General features: G+C 73.9%; 2 protein-coding genes and 1 pseudogene. All 3 read left to right on the forward strand.

What is annotated here, in order from left to right; genetic code table 11:
- Window positions 1-11,778 (forward strand): type I polyketide synthase, encoded by an 11,778-nt coding sequence (locus CYQ11_RS04870; RefSeq protein WP_099197735.1) that lies wholly within the window; start codon window positions 1-3, stop codon window positions 11,776-11,778.
- A 170-nt stretch (window positions 11,779-11,948) separates the two neighbouring features.
- Window positions 11,949-18,902 (forward strand): annotated as a pseudogene (locus tag CYQ11_RS29410) (type I polyketide synthase); the annotation flags it as partial.
- A gap of 141 nt (window positions 18,903-19,043) precedes the next feature.
- Window positions 19,044-20,273, forward strand: a complete 1,230-nt coding sequence (locus tag CYQ11_RS04900) for an FAD-dependent oxidoreductase (RefSeq protein WP_099197622.1) — start codon at window positions 19,044-19,046, stop codon at window positions 20,271-20,273.

Below are 20,273 nucleotides of genomic sequence, written 5' to 3' on the forward strand. Positions count from 1 at the left end.
ATGACGAACACGTCCGGTGAAGCGGTCGTCGAGGCGCTGCGGGACTCCCTCAAGGAGATCGCCCGGCTGCGGAAGCAGAACGAGCGGCTGGCCACCGCGCGCGAGCCCGTCGCGATCGTCGCGACGAGCTGCCGGTTCCCCGGTGGTGTGCGCACCCCGGAGGAGCTGTGGCGGATGCTCGCCGCCGGTGAGGACGCGGTGTCCGGCTTCCCGGCCGACCGGGGCTGGGACCTGGACGCCCTGTACGACACCGACGCCGGCCGGTCGGGCACGTCGTACGTGCGCCACGGCTGCTTCCTGCACGACGTCGCCGACTTCGACGCCGGCTTCTTCGGCATCAGCCCCCGCGAGGCCACCGCCATGGACCCCCAGCAGCGGCTGCTGCTGGAGACCTCGTGGGAGGCGTTCGAGCGGGCCGGCATCGACCCGGCCGGGCTGCGGGGCAGCCGCACGGGCGTGTTCGTCGGCAGCAACGGCCAGGAGTACGGCCAGATCGCTGAGAAGGCCCCGAACGACGAGCTCGAAGGGCACGTGGGCACCGGCAGCGCGGCCAGCGTCGCCTCCGGCCGGATCGCCTACAGCTTCGGCCTGGAGGGGCCCGCGATCACCGTGGACACGGCGTGCTCGTCGTCGCTGGTCGCTCTGCACCTGGCGGTGCGGGCGCTGCGCGACGGCGAGTGCGACCTGGCTCTGGCGGGCGGGGTGCGCGTCCTCGCCACCCCGGCGCCGTTCGTCGAGCTGAGCCGGCAGGGCGCCCTGTCCCCCGACGGCCGGTGCAAGGCCTTCGCGGCGGGCGCCGACGGTGCCGGATGGGCCGAGGGAGCCGGCATGCTCCTGGTCGAGCGGCTCGCGGACGCGCGCAGGCTGGGGCATCCGGTGCTGGCGGTCGTCCGGGGTTCGGCCGTGAACCAGGACGGGGCCAGCAGCGGTCTGACCGCGCCCAACGGGCCCGCGCAGCAACGGGTGATCCGGCAGGCGCTGGCCGGCGCCGGGCTCACCGCGGCCGACGTGGACGCCGTCGAGGCCCACGGCACCGGCACCCGCCTCGGCGACCCCATCGAAGCACAGGCACTCCTCGCCACCTACGGCCAAGACCGCCCCACCGACCACCCCCTCTGGCTCGGCTCCGTCAAATCCAACATCGGCCACACCCAAGCCGCCGCCGGCGTCGCCGGCGTCATCAAAATGGTCGAGGCCATGCGCCACGGGCTGCTGCCCGCGACGCTGCACGTCGACCGGCCCACCCCGCACGTGGACTGGTCGGCCGGTGCGGTGAAGCTGCTGTCCGAGCCGGTGCCGTGGCGGTCCGACGGACGGCCCCGACGGGCGGGCGTGTCGTCCTTCGGCATCAGCGGCACCAACGCCCACGTCATCCTCGAAGAGGCACCGGAGAGCGAGGACGGCCCGGCCGGGGACACCGGTGGCCGGCCCGCCGGCCTGGCCCTGAGCCCGCTGTCGGCCCGGACCGAGGCGGCCCTGCGCGCGCAGGCGGCCCGCCTGCGCCAGGCCGTGGACGCCGATCCCGGCCTGGCCGTCCACGACGTCGCGCACTCGCTGGCCACGGGCCGTACCGTCTTCGAACAGCGGGCGGTCGTCCTGGCCGACAGCCGGGACGGACTGCTGGAGGGACTGGCGGCGCTGGCCGGCGACCGGCCGCTGCCGACCGTGGTCCAGGGGGCGGCGGAGGGCGACCACCGCGCGGTGTTCGTCTTCCCCGGCCAGGGCTCCCAGTGGGCTGGCATGGCGGTCGGACTCCTCGCGGAGTCACCGGTGTTCGCCGCCCGCATGCAGGAGTGCGCCCGGGCTCTCGCACCCCATGTGGACTGGTCGCTGACCGACGTCCTGCACGACGCCGGGGCGTTGGAGCGCGTCGACGTCGTCCAGCCGGCGCTGTGGGCGGTCATGGTGTCGCTGGCCGCGCTCTGGCGCTCGTACGGCGTGGAACCCGCCGCCGTGGTGGGCCACTCCCAGGGCGAGATCGCCGCCGCGTGCGTGGCGGGCGGCCTCTCCCTGGAGGACGGCGCGCTGGTGGTGGCGTTGCGCAGCAAGGCCCTGACGGCGCTGTCCGGCCAGGGCGGCATGGTCTCCGTGGCGCTCGGCGAGGAGGAGGTGCGGCGGCGTGTCCGGCGGTGGGGCGAGCGGCTGTCGGTGGCGGCGGTCAACGGGCCGCACGCCACCGTGGTCTCCGGCGCCCCCGACGCGCTGGAGGAGCTGCGGGCCGACTGCGAGTCGGCGGGGGTGCGCGCCCGTCGGATACCCGTCGACTACGCGTCGCACTCGGCGCAGGTGGAGCTGATCCGCGAGGAGCTGCTGGCGCTGCTGGCACCGGTCGCGCCCCGCACGGGCTCGGTGGCGTTCTTCTCCACGGTGACCGGTGAGACCGTCGACACCGCCACGCTGGACGCCGGTTACTGGTACCGCAACCTGCGCGAGACCGTGCGGTTCGGTGACGCCGTGCTGACGCTGGCCGGCCAGGGCCACGAGGTGTTCGTCGAGGCGAGCCCGCACCCGGTGCTCCAGGCGGCCATCCAGGAGGCTTCCGACGAGGTGCCCGGCGCCTCGCTGGCCGTGGTGGGCTCGCTGCGGCGGGACGCGGGCGGCCTGGACCGCTTCCTGACCTCGGTGGCGGAGGCCCACGTGCGGGGCGTCGAGGTGGACCGGGCGGCGGTGTTCGGCGGCCCCGGCGCGCGCCGGGTGGACCTGCCGACGTACGCCTTCGAGCGGCGGCGCCACTGGGCCGAGGCGGGCCCGGCGACCGGTGACGTGTCCGCGGCGGGTCTGGAGCCCGCCGGGCATCCGCTGCTGGGTGCGGCGGTCCCGCTGCCCGGCAGCGGCGGGGTGCTGTTCACCGGCAGGCTGTCGGCTCGGACGCACCCCTGGCTGGCCGATCACGTGGTGGCCGGTTCCGTGCTGCTGCCCGGCACGGCGTTCGTCGAGCTCGCGCTGCGGGCCGGTGAGGAGGCCGGCTGCGGCCGGCTCGACGAACTGACCCTCGCCGCCCCGCTGGTCCTCGACGAAGAGGCCGCCACGTGCGTGCAGGTGGCGGTGGACGGCGCCGACGAGGACGGCCGCCGGCCCCTCGCGGTGTACGCGCGGAGTGCCGACGCGGGGGACGAGGAGGAGTGGACCTGTCACGCGACCGGTGTCCTGTCGCCCGTCACCGGGCACGACCGGGCCGCCGCGGCGGAGACGTCCGCCTGGCCCCCCGCGGACGCCGGACCGGTGGCCCTCGACGGGCTCTACGACCGGATCGCCGGCACCGGCATCGAGTACGGCCCGGTGTTCCGGGGGCTGCGGGCGGCCTGGCGGCGCGGCGACGAGGTGTTCGCCGAGGTGCGGCTGCCGGAGGAGGAGCACGCCGCGGCGGCCCGGTTCGGGCTGCACCCGGCGCTGCTGGACGCGGCCCTGCACGCCGTCGGGCTGGGCGCGGTGCGCGACGCCGGGGACGGGCTGCTGCCGTTCCTGTTCAGCGGCGTCCGTCTGCACGCCGTGGGCTCCACGGCGCTGCGCGTCCACCTGGCCCCCGCCGGCACGGACGCGGTGCGGCTGACGGTGACCGACGGCTCCGGACTGCCGGTCGCCACGGTGGACTCGCTCGTGCTGCGGCCCGTTCCGCACGAGAAGCTGCGGTCCCGCGGCGGGCCGCGCGACGCGCTGTTCCGCCTCGACTGGCCGGAGTTCGAGCCGCCCGCCCCGGGCGAGCCCACCGCCGTCGTCCTGGGCGACGACCACCTGGGGCTCGCCGGCGTCCTCGGCCTGCCGTCCCACCCGGATGTGGCGGCGCTCGCCGAGGCCGCCGGGACGGCGCCACCGGACCTGGCCGTCGTGTCGTTCCCCGGCGCCGGGGAACGGCTCGCCGAGTCGGCCCGCGCGGCCACCGCCCGGGCCCTGGAGCTGCTCCAGGCGTGGCTGGCCGACGAACGGCTCGCCGGCACCCGGCTGGCGGTCGTCACCCGGGGCGCGGTGGCCGTGCGGGACGGCGAGGACGTCCCCGGCCTCGCGGCGGCGCCCGTACGGGGGCTCGTACGCTCGGCGCAGGCCGAACACCCCGGCCGCTTCGCGCTCGTCGACCTCGACGGTCACGACGCCTCCCCGCACGCCCTGCTCGCCGCCGCCCTCTCCGACGAGCCCCAGACCGCGGTCCGCGCCGGGGCCGTGCACGTGGCGCGCCTCGCCCGGGCCGCGGCCGCGGCCGACGCGCCGCCCGTCCTGCCCGAGCCGGACGGCACGGTGCTCGTCACCGGCGGCACCGGCCTGCTGGGCGGCTTCGTCGCCCGGCACCTCGTCTCCGCGCACGGCGCCCGGCACCTGCTGCTCGTCGGCCGGCGCGGCGAGGCGGCCCCCGGCATGAGCGAACTCGTCGCGGAACTGCGGGAGTCAGGCGCCTCCGTGACGGTGGCCGCCTGCGACGTCACCGACCGGGCGGCGCTCACCGCCGTACTGGCGGCGGTTCCCGCCGCGCACCCCCTCACCGCCGTGGTGCACGCGGCGGGCGTGCTCGACGACGGCGTCCTCACCTCGCTGACGCCCGAACGCCTGGACGCCGTGCTGCGCCCCAAGGTCGACGCGGTGCTCCTGCTGCACGAGCTGACGCGTGAGGCGCCCCTCTCGGCGTTCGTGCTGTTCTCCTCCGCCACCTCCACGTTCGGCGGGCAGGGCCAGGCCGACTACGCGGCCGCCAACGCCTTCCTCGACGCGCTGGCGCAGGCCCGGCGGGCCGCCGGCCTGCCGGCGCGGTCGCTGGCGTGGGGCCTGTGGGAGCAGCGCAGCGAGATGTCCGCCCACGTCGGCACCGCCGACCTGGCGAGGATGGGGCGCGCCGGGGCGCTGACGCTCGGCAGGGAGGACGGCCTGGCGCTGTTCGACGCCGCCCTGTCCGTCGACGAGGCGCTGCTGGTGCCCGCCCGCGTCGACCTGCGCGGCCTGCGCCGCTCCGGCGGGCCCGTGCACCCGCTGCTGCGGGCGCTGCTGCCGGCGCCGGTCCGGCGGGCCGTCACCGCGGACGGCACTGACGGCGGCGGGTCGGAGCTGGTGGAGCGGCTGCGCGGGCTGCCCGACGCCGAGCGGCGGGAGCGGCTGACCGAGCTGGTGCGGGCCCACGCGGCCGCGGTGCTCGGCCACGCGGAGGCCGACGCCGTCGGCCCGGACCGGGCGTTCAAGGACGTGGGCTTCGACTCGCTCACCGCGGTCGAGCTGCGCAACAGGCTGCACGCGGCGACCGGTGTCCGGCTCCCCGCGACCCTCGTCTTCGACCACCCCACCCCGGTGGCCCTGGCGGGCTTCCTGACCGAGCGGGTGCTGGGCTCGGCTCCGCGCGCCCTGGCGCCCGTGGCGGCGGGGTCGGGCGCGGCGGACGGGGAGCCGGTCGCGGTCGTGGCGATGAGCTGCCGGTTCCCCGGCGGCGTGCGTTCCCCGGAGGACCTGTGGCAGCTGGTCGCCTCGGACGGCGACGCCATGTCCGCCTTCCCCGACGACCGCGGCTGGGACCTCGCCGGGCTGGGCGGGGCGGACGGTGACGGCCGGGGCGTCGAGGGCGGTTTCCTGCTCGACGCCGCCGAGTTCGACCCCCTCTTCTTCGGGATCAGCCCGCGTGAGGCCCTCGCCATGGACCCGCAGCAGCGGCTGCTGCTGGAGACCTCGTGGGAGGCCGTCGAGCGGGCCGGCATCGTGCCGGCCTCGCTGCGGGGCAGCCGCACGGGGGTGTTCGTCGGCGCGATGTACCAGGACTACCTGCTGCGGCTGCGCAACGCGCCGGAGGAGGCCGAGGGCTACCTGGGCACGGGCGGCTCGGGGAGCGTCATCTCCGGGCGGATCTCCTACGCGCTCGGCCTGGAGGGGCCGGCGGTCACGGTCGACACGGCGTGCTCGTCGTCGCTGGTGGCCCTGCACCTGGCCGCGCAGGCGCTGCGGAGCGGGGAGTGCGAGCTGGCGCTGGCCGGCGGGGTGGCCGTCATGGCGACCGTCGACCTGTTCACCGAGTACCGGCGCCAGCAGGCGCTGTCGCCGTCGAGCCGCTGCAAGGCCTTTGCGGACGGCGCGGACGGCGCCGCCTTCGGTGAGGGGGTGGGCATGGTGCTGCTGGAGCGGCTGTCCGACGCACACCGCAACGGCCACCATGTCCTCGCGGTCATACGCGGCTCCGCCGTCAACCAGGACGGCGCCTCCAACGGCCTCACCGCCCCCAACGGGCCGTCTCAGGAACGCGTCATCCACGCCGCCCTCACCAACGCCCGCCTCACCCCCGCCGACGTCGACGCCGTCGAAGCCCACGGCACCGGCACCCGCCTCGGCGACCCCATCGAAGCACAGGCACTCCTCGCCACCTACGGCCAGAACCGCCCCACCGACCACCCCCTGTGGCTCGGCTCCCTCAAGTCCAACATCGGCCACGCACAGGCCGCCGCCGGCATCGGCGGCGTCATCAAGATGGTCGAGGCCATGCGCCACGGCACCCTCCCCCGCACCCTCCACGTCGACCAGCCCACCACGCAGGTGGACTGGTCCGCGGGCGCGGTGGAGGTGCTCACCGAGGCCCGGCCCTGGCCCGAGACCGGCCGCCCCCGCCGCGCCGCCGTCTCCTCCTTCGGCGTCAGCGGCACCAACGCCCACCTCATCCTCGAACACACACCCGAGGAGGAGACCGCCGCGCCGGCGGAGGCCGACCGGGACGGCAGCCCCGTCCCCCTCGTGCTGTCGGCCCGGACCGCGACCGGACTGCGCGACCAGGCCGCACGCCTGCACACCCACCTCACCGAACGGCCCGCGGCGCGGCTCACGGACGTCGCCCACGCACTGGCCACGTCCCGGACCCACTTCGAACACCGGGCCGTGATCCCGGCCGGGGACCGGGACGAGGCCGTCGGAGGGCTCGAAGCGCTGGCGACCGACGGCGAGTTCCCCGGCCTGCTGCGCGCGAGGGCGGCGGACGGCCAGAAGGTGGTGTTCGTCTTCCCGGGCCAGGGCGCGTACTGGCCCGCGATGGCCGCCGAACTGCTGCGCACGTCACCGGTGTTCGCGGAGAAGGCGGGTGAGTGCGCCGCCGCGCTGGAGGCCCACCTGGACTGGTCGGTGCTCGACGTCCTGTCCGGGGCCGTGGAGGCGCCGCCCGCACACCGGTCGGACATGATCCAGCCGCTGCTGTTCGCGGTCACCGTCTCCCTCGCCGCCCTGTGGCGCTCGTACGGCGTGGAGCCGTCGGCCGTGGTGGGCCACTCGCAGGGCGAGGTGGCGGCGGCACACGTCGCGGGCGCCCTGTCCCTGGAGGACGCCGCCCGTGTGGTGGCCCTGCGCAGCCGGGCCCTGCTGAGCCTGGTCGGGCACGGCGGGATGGCGGCCGTGGCGGAGCCCCGGGAGGAGCTGGAGGCCCGGCTGGAGCGGTGGCGGGGCAGGTTGTCCGTCGCCGCCGTGAACTCCCCCCGGTCGGCGACGGTGACCGGCTCGTCGGACGCCCTGGACGAGCTGCTGGAGGAGCTGGAGGCCGCGGGCGTCCGCGCCCGGCGCATCCGCGGCGCCGACGGGGCCGGCCACTCCGCCCAGGTGGACACTCTGCGCGCGCACCTGCTGGACGTGCTGGCGCCGGTGACTCCGCACCCGTCGGCCGTCCCCTTCTACTCCACCGTGTACGGCGAGCCGGTCGACACCGCCGGCCTGGACGCCGAGTACTGGTTCCTCAACGCGCGCCGGCCCGTGGAGTTCGAGCGGACCACGCGCGCGCTGACGGCCGCCGGGTTCCGTACGTTCGTCGAGGTCAGCCCGCACCCGTTGCTCAGCACGCCGCTGCAGGAGTCCGCCGACGACGTCGACGTCGCCGTGGTGGGCTCGCTGCGGCGCGACGAGGGCGGCCCGGAGCGGTTCCTGGCGTCGGTGGCGGAGGCCCACGCCCGGGGCGTCCGCCTGGACTGGTCCGCGGTGTTCGCGGGCCAGGACGCCCGGTGGACGGACCTGCCGACGTACGCGTTCGAGCGGACGCACCTGTGGCTGCACGACGGGGAGCCGGCCGGCGACGTGGCCTCCGTGGGTCTCGACCCGGCCGGCCACCCCTTGCTGGGAGCGGGCGTCGAGCTGCCGGACACCGGCGGGTACCTGTTCACCGGCCGGCTGTCGCTGCGCGGCCACCCGTGGCTGGCCGACCACGGCAGTCCGGACGTGGCGCTCCTGGCCGGCACCGCCTTCGTGGAGCTGGCGCTGCGCGCGGCGGAGCGGACGGGCTGCTCGGGCGTCGAGGAACTGACGCTGCACCAGCCACTGTTGCTGCCCGAGCAGGACGCCGTGCGGCTGCGTGTCGTCGTCGGCGGCGCCGACGACGCCGGCCGCCGCCCGGTGAGCGTGTACGCGCGCGTCGAGGGCACCCCCGCCGACGTGCCGTGGACGAAGCACGCGGACGGCGTCCTCGGCCGCGACGGGCACGGCCGGCCGCTCGACCTGACCGCATGGCCTCCGCAGGGCGCACGCCCGGTGGACGTCGAGGGGCTGTACGAGCGGTTCGCCGACGGCGGCATCGTGTACGGCCCGTCGTTCCGCGGGCTGCGGGCCGTGTGGCGGCGCGGCGACGAGATGTTCGCCGAGGTCCGGCTGCCGCAGGAGGAGCGCGACTCCTCGGACCGGTACGGGCTGCACCCGGCCCTGTTCGACGCGGCGCTGCACACCCTGGGGCTCGGTGCCCCGGTGCCGGGGGCGGGCGAAGGCCGCAACCTGCTGCCGTTCGCCTGGCGCGGCATCGCCCTGCACGCCACCGGCGCGGCCGGCCTGCGGGTGCGCGTCGCCCCCGATGGCGAGGGCGGGGTGTCGGTGCACGCGGCCGACGAGGCGGGCGGCCCCGTGCTGTCCGTGGACTCCCTGGTGCTGCGCCCGGCCTCCGCCGAGCTGCTGCGCCCCGGCGGGGACGCCCTGCACGACTCGCTGTTCCGGCTCACCTGGACGCCGGTCGCCCCGGCGGAGGCGGACGAGGAGGCGGGCTGGGCCGTGGCCGGCCCGGACTCCTGGGGGCTCGCCGAAGCGCTGCGGGCCGCGGGCACCCCGGTCGCCGGCCACGCCGACGGGCGGGCGCTCGCCGAAGCGGTGGCCGCCGGCGAGGCCGTCCCCGACGTGGTGCTGGTCCCCTTCCCGGCCGGCCCGGACGACGGCGACGACGTCGCGGGCACGGCCCTGGAGATGACCGGCCGGGCCCTGGCACTGGCCCAGGAGTGGCTGTCCGGCGAACGGTTCGCCGACTCCCGCCTGGTGGTCGTCACACGGGGCGCGGTCGCCACGGCGCCGGGCGAACCGGCGCCCGATCCGGTGCTCGCCCCCGTCTGGGGCCTGCTGCGCTCCGCCCAGTCGGAGAACCCCGGCCGGATCGTCCTCGTCGACCTGGACGCCGACGGCTCCTCACACCGCGCGCTGCCCGGGGCCCTGGCCACCGGCGAACCCCAGCTGGCGATCCGCGCCGGCAGGCCGCTGGCGTTCCGGCTCGCCCGCGCCGCGACCTCCACCGCCCTCACACTGCCGTCGGACACCGCGTCGTGGCGGCTGACGCCGTCCGCCGACGGCACCCTGGAGGAGCTGTCCCTCGGGAACGGCCCCGACACGGGCACGCCCCTCGCCGACGGCGAGGTGCGCGTCGCGGTCCGGGCGGCGGGCCTGAACTTCCGCGACGCGCTCATCGCCCTGGACATGTACCCCGGAGGTGACGCGCGGCTCGGCAGCGAAGGCGCCGGCATCGTGCTGGAGACCGGCCCCGGCGTCACCGCCCTGCGGCCCGGCGACCGGGTCATGGGCCTGCTGCCCGGATCGTTCGCCTCCACCGCGATCGCCGACCAGCGCACGCTCGTCCGCATCCCCGAGGGCTGGTCCTACGTCAAGGCCGCGTCCGTCCCCCTGGTCTTCCTGACCGCCTACTACGGCCTGGTCGACCTCGCCGGGCTGCGCGCCGGCGAGTCCGTACTCGTCCACGCCGCGGCGGGCGGCGTGGGCATGGCGGCGACCCAACTGGCCCGCCACCTGGGGGCCGAGGTGTACGGCACGGCGAGCCGGGGCAAGTGGGACGCGCTGCGGGACCTGGGCTTCGACGACGACCACCTCGGCAGCTCGCGCGACCCGGGCTTCGAGCCCCGGCTGCGGGCCGCCACCGGCGGTCGCGGAGTGGACGTGGTCCTCAACTCCCTGACCGGCGAGCTGGTGGACGCCTCCCTGCACCTGCTGGGCCCGGGTGGCCGGTTCCTGGAGATGGGCCGGGCCGACCTGCGGGATCCCGCGGCGGTGGCCGCCGGCCACGACGGCGTGCGCTACCAGGCCTACGACCTGAGCGAGGCCGGCATGGACCGCATCCACGAGATGCTCATCCACGTCGTGGACCTGCTCGAACGCGGCGTCCTGACGCCCCTGCCGGTGCGGGCGTGGGACCTCCGCCATGCGAAGGACGCCTTCCGGTTCCTCAGCCAGGCGCGGCACGTCGGCAAGATGGTCCTCACCGTGCCGAGGCGCCTCGACCCGAGCGGCACCGTGCTGATCACCGGTGGCACCGGCACCCTCGGCGGCCTGGTCGCCCGGCACCTGGTGACGCGGCACGGCGCCCGGCACCTGGTCCTCGCCGGCAGGCGCGGCGCGGACGCCCCGGGCGTCGCCGCGCTGGCCGCGGAGCTCGCCGGGCACGGCGCGGAACTCACCCTCGCGGCATGCGACGTGAGCGACCGCGGCGACGTCGCCAAGCTACTGGCCGGCATTCCGGACGGCAGGCCGCTGACGGCGGTCGTGCACGCCGCGGGCGCCCTCGACGACGGGGTGATCGACACGCTCACGCCCGACCGTCTCGACCGGGTGTGGTACCCGAAGGCGGAAGCGGCGGTGCACCTGCACGAGCTGACGCGTGACAGCGACCTGTCGGCCTTCGTCCTCTTCTCCTCCTCCGCCGGCACCTTCGGCGGCCCGGGACAGGGCAACTACGCGGCGGCCAACGCCTTCCTCGACGCGTTCGCGCAGGCCCGGCGGGCGGCCGGCCTGCCGGCGACCTCCCTCGCCTGGGGCCTGTGGGAGGAACGCAGCGAGGGCACGGCAGCGCTGGACGACACGGACCTCACCCGGATCGGCCGGGGCGGCATGGCCCCCCTGCCGACCGACGAGGCCCTGGCCCTCTTCGACACGGGCACCGACCACGCCGACGCCGTCCTGCTGACGGCCCGCCTCCACCTCGCCCCGCTCCGGGAACAGCCCCTCGAATCGGTGCCCCCGGCGCTGCGCGGACTGGTCCGGGGACGGCTCCGGGCCGCGGCGGGGGCACAGGCGTCCGAGGGCGGCGGCACCCTGGCGGACAGCCTCGCCGGCCTGCCGGCGCACAAGCAGCACGGCGTCCTGCTGCAGCTCGTGCTCCGGCACGTGGCCGCCGTGCTCGGCCACGACTCGCCGGACACGGTGCCGGCGGACAGGTCGTTCAAGGAGCAGGGCTTCGACTCGCTCACGGCAGTCGAACTGCGCAACCGCCTGGCGACCGCCGTCGACCTGCGCATGCCGGCCACGCTGGTCTTCGACCACCCGTCGCCGGCGGCGCTGGCCACGTATCTGCGCGACCTGCTCGTGCCGGAGGAGCCGTCGGGCGTCGAGACGGTGCTCGGCGAACTCGACCGGCTGGCGACGGAGCTCGACGCCTTCGCCGAGGACGACGAGGCCCGCGACGCCATCGCCGTCCGGCTCCAGGCCCTCACGGCCAGGTGGAACGCGACGGACACGGCTACGGCCACGGAGGACGCCCTTGAGTCGGCGACGGACGACGAGCTCTTCGACATGGTCGACAAGCACCTCGGGTGACGGGCCGGGCGGCTCGGCGCCCTAGGGCGGGCATGACGGCAAGACGGAATGACGGAATGACGGAATGACGGCAAGAACAGCAGGCGCGGTAGGCACGGCAGGCACGCACGGTAGCGAGATGTGAGGAAGATGAGGTCCACGTGACAAACGAGGAGAAGCTCCGGAGCTACCTCAAGCGCGCCATCGCCGACTCCCAAAAGGCCAACCAGCGGCTGCAGGAGGTCGAGAGCCGGCGTCACGAGCCGATCGCCGTCGTGGGCATGAGCTGCCGCTTCCCGGGCGGCGTCACCTCGCCGGAGGAGCTGTGGCAGCTGGTGGCCGACGGCACCGACGCCGTGTCCGGCTTCCCCACCGACCGCGGCTGGGACCTGGGGGCGCTGTACGAGCCGGACCCTGAGCAGGAGGCCGAAGAGCAGGGCGCGGAAGCAGAAGCGGAAGCGGACGCCGAAGCGGTTGCCGGAGGGCGGGTGAGCGAGGGCGGCTTCCTGGAGAACGTCGCCGGTTTCGACGCGGAGTTCTTCGGCATCAACCCGCGCGAGGCGTTGTCGATGGACCCGCAGCAGCGGCTGCTGCTGGAGACCTCGTGGGAGGCCTTCGAGCGGGCCGGCATCGACCCGACGGCCATGCGGGGCGAGCCGGTCGGCGTCTACGCCGGCACCAGCGGCCAGGACCACACCTTGCTGGCGGCGCACGGCGACGCCGGCTACCTGGTCACGGGCAACTCGGCCAGCGTGCTCTCGGGGCGCATCTCCTACACGCTGGGTCTGGAAGGCCCCGCGGTCACGGTGGACACGGCGTGCTCGTCCTCACTGGTGGCCCTGCACTTAGCGGTACAGGCCCTGCGCAACGAGGAGTGCGGGCTCGCTCTGGCCGGTGGCGCCACCGTGCTGTGCACGGGCGCGGGACTGGTGTCGTTCGGCCGGCAGGGCGGCCTGGCGGCGGACGGCCGGTCCAAGGCCTTCTCCGAGGCGGCCGACGGCTTCGGGGTGGCCGAGGGTGTGGGGGTGTTGTTGCTGGAGCGGTTGTCGGACGCGCGGCGCAACGGCCGGCGGATCCTGGCGGTCGTGCGGGGGTCGGCGGTCAACCAGGACGGCGCGAGCAACGGCCTGACGGCACCGAACGGCCCCTCGCAGGAACGAGTGATCCGAGCGGCACTGGCAAACGCACGCCTGACCCCGAACGATGTGGACGCGGTCGAAGCCCACGGAACAGGCACACGACTGGGCGACCCCATCGAGGCACAAGCCCTCCTGGCCACCTACGGACAAGGACGGCCGGAGGACCGGCCCCTGTGGCTGGGCTCGCTCAAGTCCAACATCGGCCACGCCCAAGCCGCAGCAGGCGTCGGCGGCGTCATCAAAATGATCCAGGCCATGCGCCACGGCACCCTGCCACCCACCCTCCACGTCGACGAACCGAACAGCGAGGTGGACTGGTCGGCCGGCGGGGTTCGGCTGCTGACGGAGACGTGCGGCTGGCCGGAGGTCGAGCGTCCGCGGCGGGTGGGTGTGTCGTCGTTCGGGATCAGCGGAACCAACGCCCACGTCATCCTGGAACAGGCACCACCAGAGACAGTGGAGGAGCAGGCGCCCGCCACTGGGCAGAGCGACGTGGTCGTGCCCTGGGTCGTCTCGGGCAAGACCGAAGCAGCCGTCGACGAACAGCTCGCACGGCTACGCCAATGGGCCCAGCAACGGCCGGACGCCCGGCCAGTCGACGTCGCCCACGCCTTGGCCACGAGTCGCACGCACTTCGAATACCGGGCCGCGGTCGTAGGCCGAACCCACGAAGAACTTGTCACCGCGCTGGCCTCGCCCGCATCGGTCTTACGAGGCCGGCGACAAGGCCGCGAACTGGCGGTCCTCTTCGCGGGACAGGGCTCACAACGCCCCGGCATGGGACGCGAACTCCACGCCACCTACCCAGCCTTCGCCGACGCCTTCGACGCCATCCGCACCGAACTCGACCAACACCTAGACCTGCCACTCACCCACATCATGTGGCACGACACCACCGGCCTACTCCACCAAACCGCCTATACCCAGGCCGCGCTCTTCGCCCTCGAAACAGCCCAATACAGGCTCATAGAAAGCTGGGTACTACGGCCAGAGGCACTGCTCGGGCACTCGATCGGGGAACTCACCGCAGCCCACGTCGCCGGCATCTGGTCTCTCGAAGACGCCTGCACCCTGGTCGCCGCACGCGGACGCCTCATGCAAACCCTCCCCACCAGCGGCACCATGACCGCCCTCCAAGCCACAGAAAACGAAATCGCTCCTCTTCTCAACGAGCGAGTGAGCCTGGCAGCCATCAACGGCCCCTCATCCGTCGTCATCTCCGGCGACAAAGACGCCGTCGACACCATCGCAACAACCGTCACCAACTGGGGCCGCAAAACCAAGAAACTCCACGTCAGCCACGCCTTCCACTCCCCCCACATGGACCCCATACTCGACGAATTCCAAACCATCGCCGAGTCCCTCACCTACCACCCACCCCAGCTGACCATCATCTCCAACCTCACCGGCCCACCCACCACCACCGACACCCCCCCCCCCACCCACCGGACCCACCACATCCCCCAACCCGTCCCCTACAACAACGGCCCCACCCACCTCACCACCCACACCCCCCTCGAACTCGGCCCCGACAGCACCCTCACCGCCCTCACCCAACAAACCCACCCCCACACCACCGCCACCCCCCTCCTCCGCAAAAACCACCCCGACCCCCACACCACCATCACCGCCCTCACCCACCTCCACACCACCGGCACCACCCCCAACTGGAACACCCTCCTCCCCACCACCCACCCCACCCACGACCTCCCCACCTACCCCTTCCAACACCACCACTACTGGCTCGACCCCAGCAATCACGGCTCCAGCACCGGGCACCACCCCGCACCGGAGTCTCCTCGTCCCGTCGCCAGCATCGTGCGCCAGCTGACCGAGCTGCCCGAGCGCGAAAGGGAGCGCTTCCTTCTCGACCTGGTCAAGGGCCATGCCGTCACCGTGCTCGGCCACGTACCGGAGTACGGCCTCGAAGCGGACCAGACTTTTCGCGACCTCGGATTCGACTCGCTCACGGCGGTCGAGCTGCGCACCGTTCTCGAGCGGGCGACCGAACTGCGCCTGCCCGCCTCCCTCGTCTTCGACCACCCGACGCCCGCAGCCCTGGCCGCCCACCTGCGGACGCAACTGCTCGGCCAGACCGGCACCGCCCGTCCCGCCGGGGAGGGGACCCCGGCGAGCGCGGACGAACCGATCGCGATCGTCGGCATGAGCTGCCGCTTCCCGGGCGGGGTCGCCTCGCCGGAGGAGCTGTGGCAGCTGGTGGCCGACGGCACCGACGCCGTGTCCGGCTTCCCCACCGACCGCGGCTGGGACCTCGACGCCCTCTTCGACAGCGACCCCGACGCCCCCGGCAGGACCTACGTCCGCGAAGGCGGTTTCCTGCACGACCCCGCGGGCTTCGACGCGGCCTTCTTCGGCATCAGCCCCCGCGAGGCCCTCGCCATGGACCCGCAGCACCGGCTGCTGCTGGAGACCTCCTGGGAGGCGCTCGAACGCGCCGGCATCGACCCGGCCTCCCTGCGCGGCGAACCCGTCGGGGTCTACGCCGGGCTCGTCGGCCACGACTACGCCGTCCACCTGCCCTCCGTGCCCGAGGACATCGCTCCGTACCTGGCCAACGGCAGTGCGGGGAGCGTGGCTTCGGGGCGGATCTCGTACACCCTCGGGCTGGAGGGCCCGGCGGTCACGGTCGACACCGCCTGCTCGTCCTCCTTGGTGGCCATGCACCTCGCCGCACAGGCGCTGCGCAGCGGTGAGTGCCGGCTCGCCCTGGCCGGCGGTGTGACCGTGATGGCCACGCCCGGCGCCTTCGTCGACTTCAGCGCGCAGCGCGGCCTCGCCTCGGACGCCCGCTGCAAGTCCTTCGCGGCCGCGGCGGACGGTACGAACTGGGCCGAAGGTGCCGGCATGGTGCTCCTTGAGCGCCTGTCGGACGCCCGCCGCCACGGCCACCGCGTCCTGGCGGTCGTACGGGGCTCCGCCGTGAACCAGGACGGCGCGTCCAACGGTCTCACCGCCCCCAACGGCCCCTCGCAGCAGCGTGTGATCCGTGCGGCGCTGGCCAACGCGCGCCTCTCGCCCGCGGACGTCGACGCCGTCGAGGCGCACGGCACCGGGACCAAGCTGGGCGACCCCATCGAAGCGCAGGCCCTGTTGGCCACCTACGGGCAAGGACGGCCGGATGACCGGCCCCTGTGGCTGGGCTCGCTCAAGTCCAACATCGGCCATTCCCTCGCGGCCGCGGGCGTGGGCGGCGTCATCAAGATGGTCGAGGCGCTGCGCCACGGCGCGCTGCCCCGCACCCTCCACGTCGACGCGCCGACCCCCGAGGTCGACTGGTCGGCCGGCGCGGTGGAACTCCTCACGGAGTCCCGGCCGTGGCCGCGGACCGACCGGCCGCGCCGCGCAGGCGTCTCCTCCTTCGGCATCAGCGGCACGAACGCGCACCTCATCCTTGAGGAATCACCCCAGGAGACGGCCGACACGGCGGATCCGACCGCGCCCGTCGAGGCCAAGGACGTCGTCGTGCCGTGGGTCGTCTCGGCGAAGTCACCGGAGGCGCTGGACGAGCAGCTGAGCCGGCTGCGGCGCTGGGCCGAGGACCGTCCCGACGTGCACCCCGCCGACACGGCGTACGCCCTCGCGACCACCCGCACCCACTTCGATCACCGGGCGGCCGTGGTGGGCAGCACCCGCGAAGAACTGATCGAGGCCCTGGGCTCGGTCTCGGTGATCCGCGGCAGGCGGCACGACGGCAGGCTGGCGATCCTCTTCGCGGGACAGGGCTCACAACGGCCCGGCATGGGGCGCGAACTCCACGCCACCTACCCAGCCTTCGCCGACGCCTTCGACGCCATCCGCACCGAACTCGACCAACACCTAGACCAGCCACTCACCCACATCATGTGGCACGACACCACCGGCCTGCTCCACCAAACCGCCTACACCCAGGCCGCGCTCTTCGCCCTCGAAACAGCCCAATACAGGCTCATAGAAAGCTGGGGACTACGGCCAGAGGCACTGCTCGGGCACTCGATCGGGGAACTCACCGCAGCCCACGTCGCCGGCATCTGGTCTCTCGAAGACGCCTGCACCCTGGTCGCCGCACGCGGACGCCTCATGCAAACCCTCCCCACCAGCGGCACCATGACCGCCCTCCAAGCCACAGAAAACGAAATCGCTCCTCTTCTCAACGAGCGAGTGAGCCTGGCAGCCATCAACGGCCCCTCATCCGTCGTCATCTCCGGCGACAAAGACGCCGTCGACACCATCGCAACAACCGTCACCAACTGGGGCCGCAAAACCAAGAAACTCCACGTCAGCCACGCCTTCCACTCCCCCCACATGGACCCCATACTCGACGAATTCCAAACCATCGCCGAGTCCCTCACCTACCACCCACCCCAGCTGACCATCATCTCCAACCTCACCGGCCAACCCACCACCACCGACACCCTCACCCCCACCTACTGGACCCACCACATCCGCCAACCCGTCCGCTTCAACGACGGCCTCACCCACCTCACCACCCACACCCTCCTCGAACTCGGCCCCGACAGCACCCTCACCGCCCTCACCCAACAAACCCACCCCCACACCACCGCCACCCCCCTCCTCCGCAAAAACCACCCCGAACCCCACACCACCATCACCGCCCTCACCCACCTCCACACCACCGGCACCACCCCCAACTGGAACACCCTCCTCCCCACCACCCACCCCACCCACGACCTCCCCACCTACCCCTTCCAACACCACCACTACTGGCTCGACAGCGACACCCAGGTCGTTCTGCCCCGCACCGAGAACGTCACCTCCTCCGGGACGGAGTTCCGGCGCCGGCTCGACGCCGCGCCCGAGGGGGAACGCCCCGGCATGCTGCTGGAGGCGGTGCGCACCCATGCCGCCGCCGTGCTGGGCCATCGGGACGCCGAGCAGGTGGCCGCCGAGCAGCCGTTCCTTGAGTCGGGCTTCGACTCGCTGACCGCCGTTCAGCTGCGCAGCCGGCTGGAAGAGCTCACGGGCCTCCGTCTGGGCGCGACGCTGCTCTTCGACCACCCCACCCCGACGGCCCTCGCCACCGAGCTGCACGACCGGCTCTCCGCGCAAGCCGCGACAGAAGCGGAATCACCCGAGACAGGTGAAGTCTCCGCCGCCCCCGGCCCCCTGGGTGCCCTCTACCGGCGGGCCTGCGCCGAGGAGAAGCTCGACGAAGCCCTCGAACTGCTCAAGGCGGCCTCCCTGCTCGAAGGAACCTTCAGCGCCCACGACGCGGAGCTTCCGGTCTCCAGGCCCATCCGGCTCTCGTCGGTCACCTCGTCCGGGACCGACGGCGAGTCCGGGACCGACGGCGAGTCCGAGCCCACGCTGATCTGCTTCCCCTCCTTCAGCCCCGTCGCGGGACCGCACGAATACGCCCGCTTCGCCGCCCACTTCCGCGGCACGGCCGACGTCTGGGCCCTCCCCGAGCCGGGCTTCCTCTCCGGGGAGTCACTGCCGGGCACGGTCGAGGCACTGGCGCGCGTCCACGCGGACGCCGTGCTGCGCTGCCTCGGCGACGGCGGCACCCGGCGGCGTTTCGTCCTGGCGGGCCGCTCGGCCGGGGGGTGGGTGGCCCACGCGGTGGCGCGGAGGCTGGAGGAGCTGGGTCACGCGCCGTCCGCCGTCGTGCTCCTGGACACCTCCTCGCCCGCACACATGGCGCAGTCGCCGGTCGGCGCACAGATCGGTGGGGCGATGGTGTCGCGGGAGAACGACTTCGACATGTTCGACGACAGGCGGCTGGCCGCCATGGGCGGCTACATCCGGATCTTCTCGCAGTGGGACGTCGAGCCGGTCGCCGCGCCAACTCTGCTGGTACGGGCCTCCGCCTGCTTCTCGGCGGGCGAGGGCGAGGACTCCGGCCCGGCTGCGCCGCCGGAGGACTGGCGGGCGGTCTGGGAGCTCGCGGACTGCGAAGTCGACGTGCAGGGCGATCACTTCACGATGCTGGAGGACTTCTCCGACTCCACCGCCGAAGCCGTCCGCACCTGGATTCTCGGCCGCTGAACGACAGCGAGGACAGACCGGAAACAGACCGAAAACAGACCGAGGCAACCGAAGACAAGCGTAAGCAAGCGAAGACAAGCAGCGAACGGTCAGCACCACCAACCAACCGACCCCAGCCGCCCTCGAGAAAGGCACACCTGAGTGAAGACGGTCATCATCGGTGCGGGAGTCAGCGGCGTCGCCAGCGCGCTCGCCCTCTCGCGCGAGCACGAAGTGACGGTGTACGAGCAGGCCGACGAGCTGCGCGCCGACGGCAACGGCGTGCTCCTCTACCCCAACGCGACCGGCCTGCTGCGTACCTGGGGCATCCGGCTGGACGACCTGGGTGTGCGCGTGGAAGCGCTGGACCTGCTGTCGGAATACGGTGAGACGCTGCTCCAGATGGACATGGCCGCCATCGCGCGGCGCTACCGCCACCCGGTCATCGTCGGCAAGCGCGGCGGTGTCCTGGCTGCCCTGGCCGAACGGCTGCCGGCCGGCACCGTGCAGTTCGGCAAGCAGCTGACCGGCATCAAGTACCGGACGGACCGGCCCAGGACGACGGTGGTGGCGTCGTTCTCGGACGGCAGCGAGGTGGAGTGCGACGCGCTGATCGGCGCCGACGGCCACCGTTCCGCCGTGCGGGAGCACCTGCTCGGCCACGACCCGGCGGCGTACTGCGGGGACGCGACCTGGCACGGGATCACCGCCCTGCCCCACGGCTTCAGCGAGGGCGACCGCATCCACTCCCTCTACAGCCACGAGGGGATCTGCGTCATGCACCCGGTCGGCGACGGCCAGGTCTACTGGGCGTTCGAGCTGCCGTGGCGCGAGGGCGACACCGCTCCCCCTGGCAAGCCCGGCGGTCACGGGTTCGGCCACCCGGGGGTGCCGGTGGAGGGGTCGCCGGTGGAGAACCTGCGGGCCCGTTTCGGGCACTGGACCGGAGGGGCGCTGCCGCAGCTGCTGGAGACGATCACTGACGACGACATCAGCGTCTTCCCGCACATCATGCATCACGTCCGCCCGTACTGGGGGGACGGGCCGGTGACCCTCGCGGGGGACGCCGCGCACGTCGTACCGCCCCGGCTGGGCATGGGGCTGTGCCAGGCGCTTGAGGACGCGTGGGTGCTGGAGCGCGCCATGAGCGGGCCGGGCACGGCGAACGAGCGGCTGCGCGCCTACGAGGGCGCGCGCTGGCCGCGGCTGCGGCGCATGCGCACGATCGCGGAGGTGATGGGCCGCCGGACGCTGCCCGCGCCGCCGAAGCTGGCGCAGCGGATCGGCCGTTTCGTGCCGATGACCGCCTACCAGCAGCTCCAGGTCAAGAGGCTCAGCAACTACCTGAACGACGACGCGCCCGGTACGGGGGCGTCGGTCCACATCGGCTGA

The sequence above is a fragment of the Streptomyces cinnamoneus genome (genome assembly GCF_002939475.1).
In the GTDB taxonomy this organism is placed as follows: Bacteria; Actinomycetota; Actinomycetes; order Streptomycetales; family Streptomycetaceae; genus Streptomyces; species Streptomyces cinnamoneus_A.

What these genes read in the sequence shown, in the direction of transcription:
- CYQ11_RS04870 (WP_099197735.1), top strand. Translation starts at nt 1, where the DNA reads ATGACGAACACGTCCGGTGAAGCGGTCGTCGAGGCGCTGCGGGACTCC.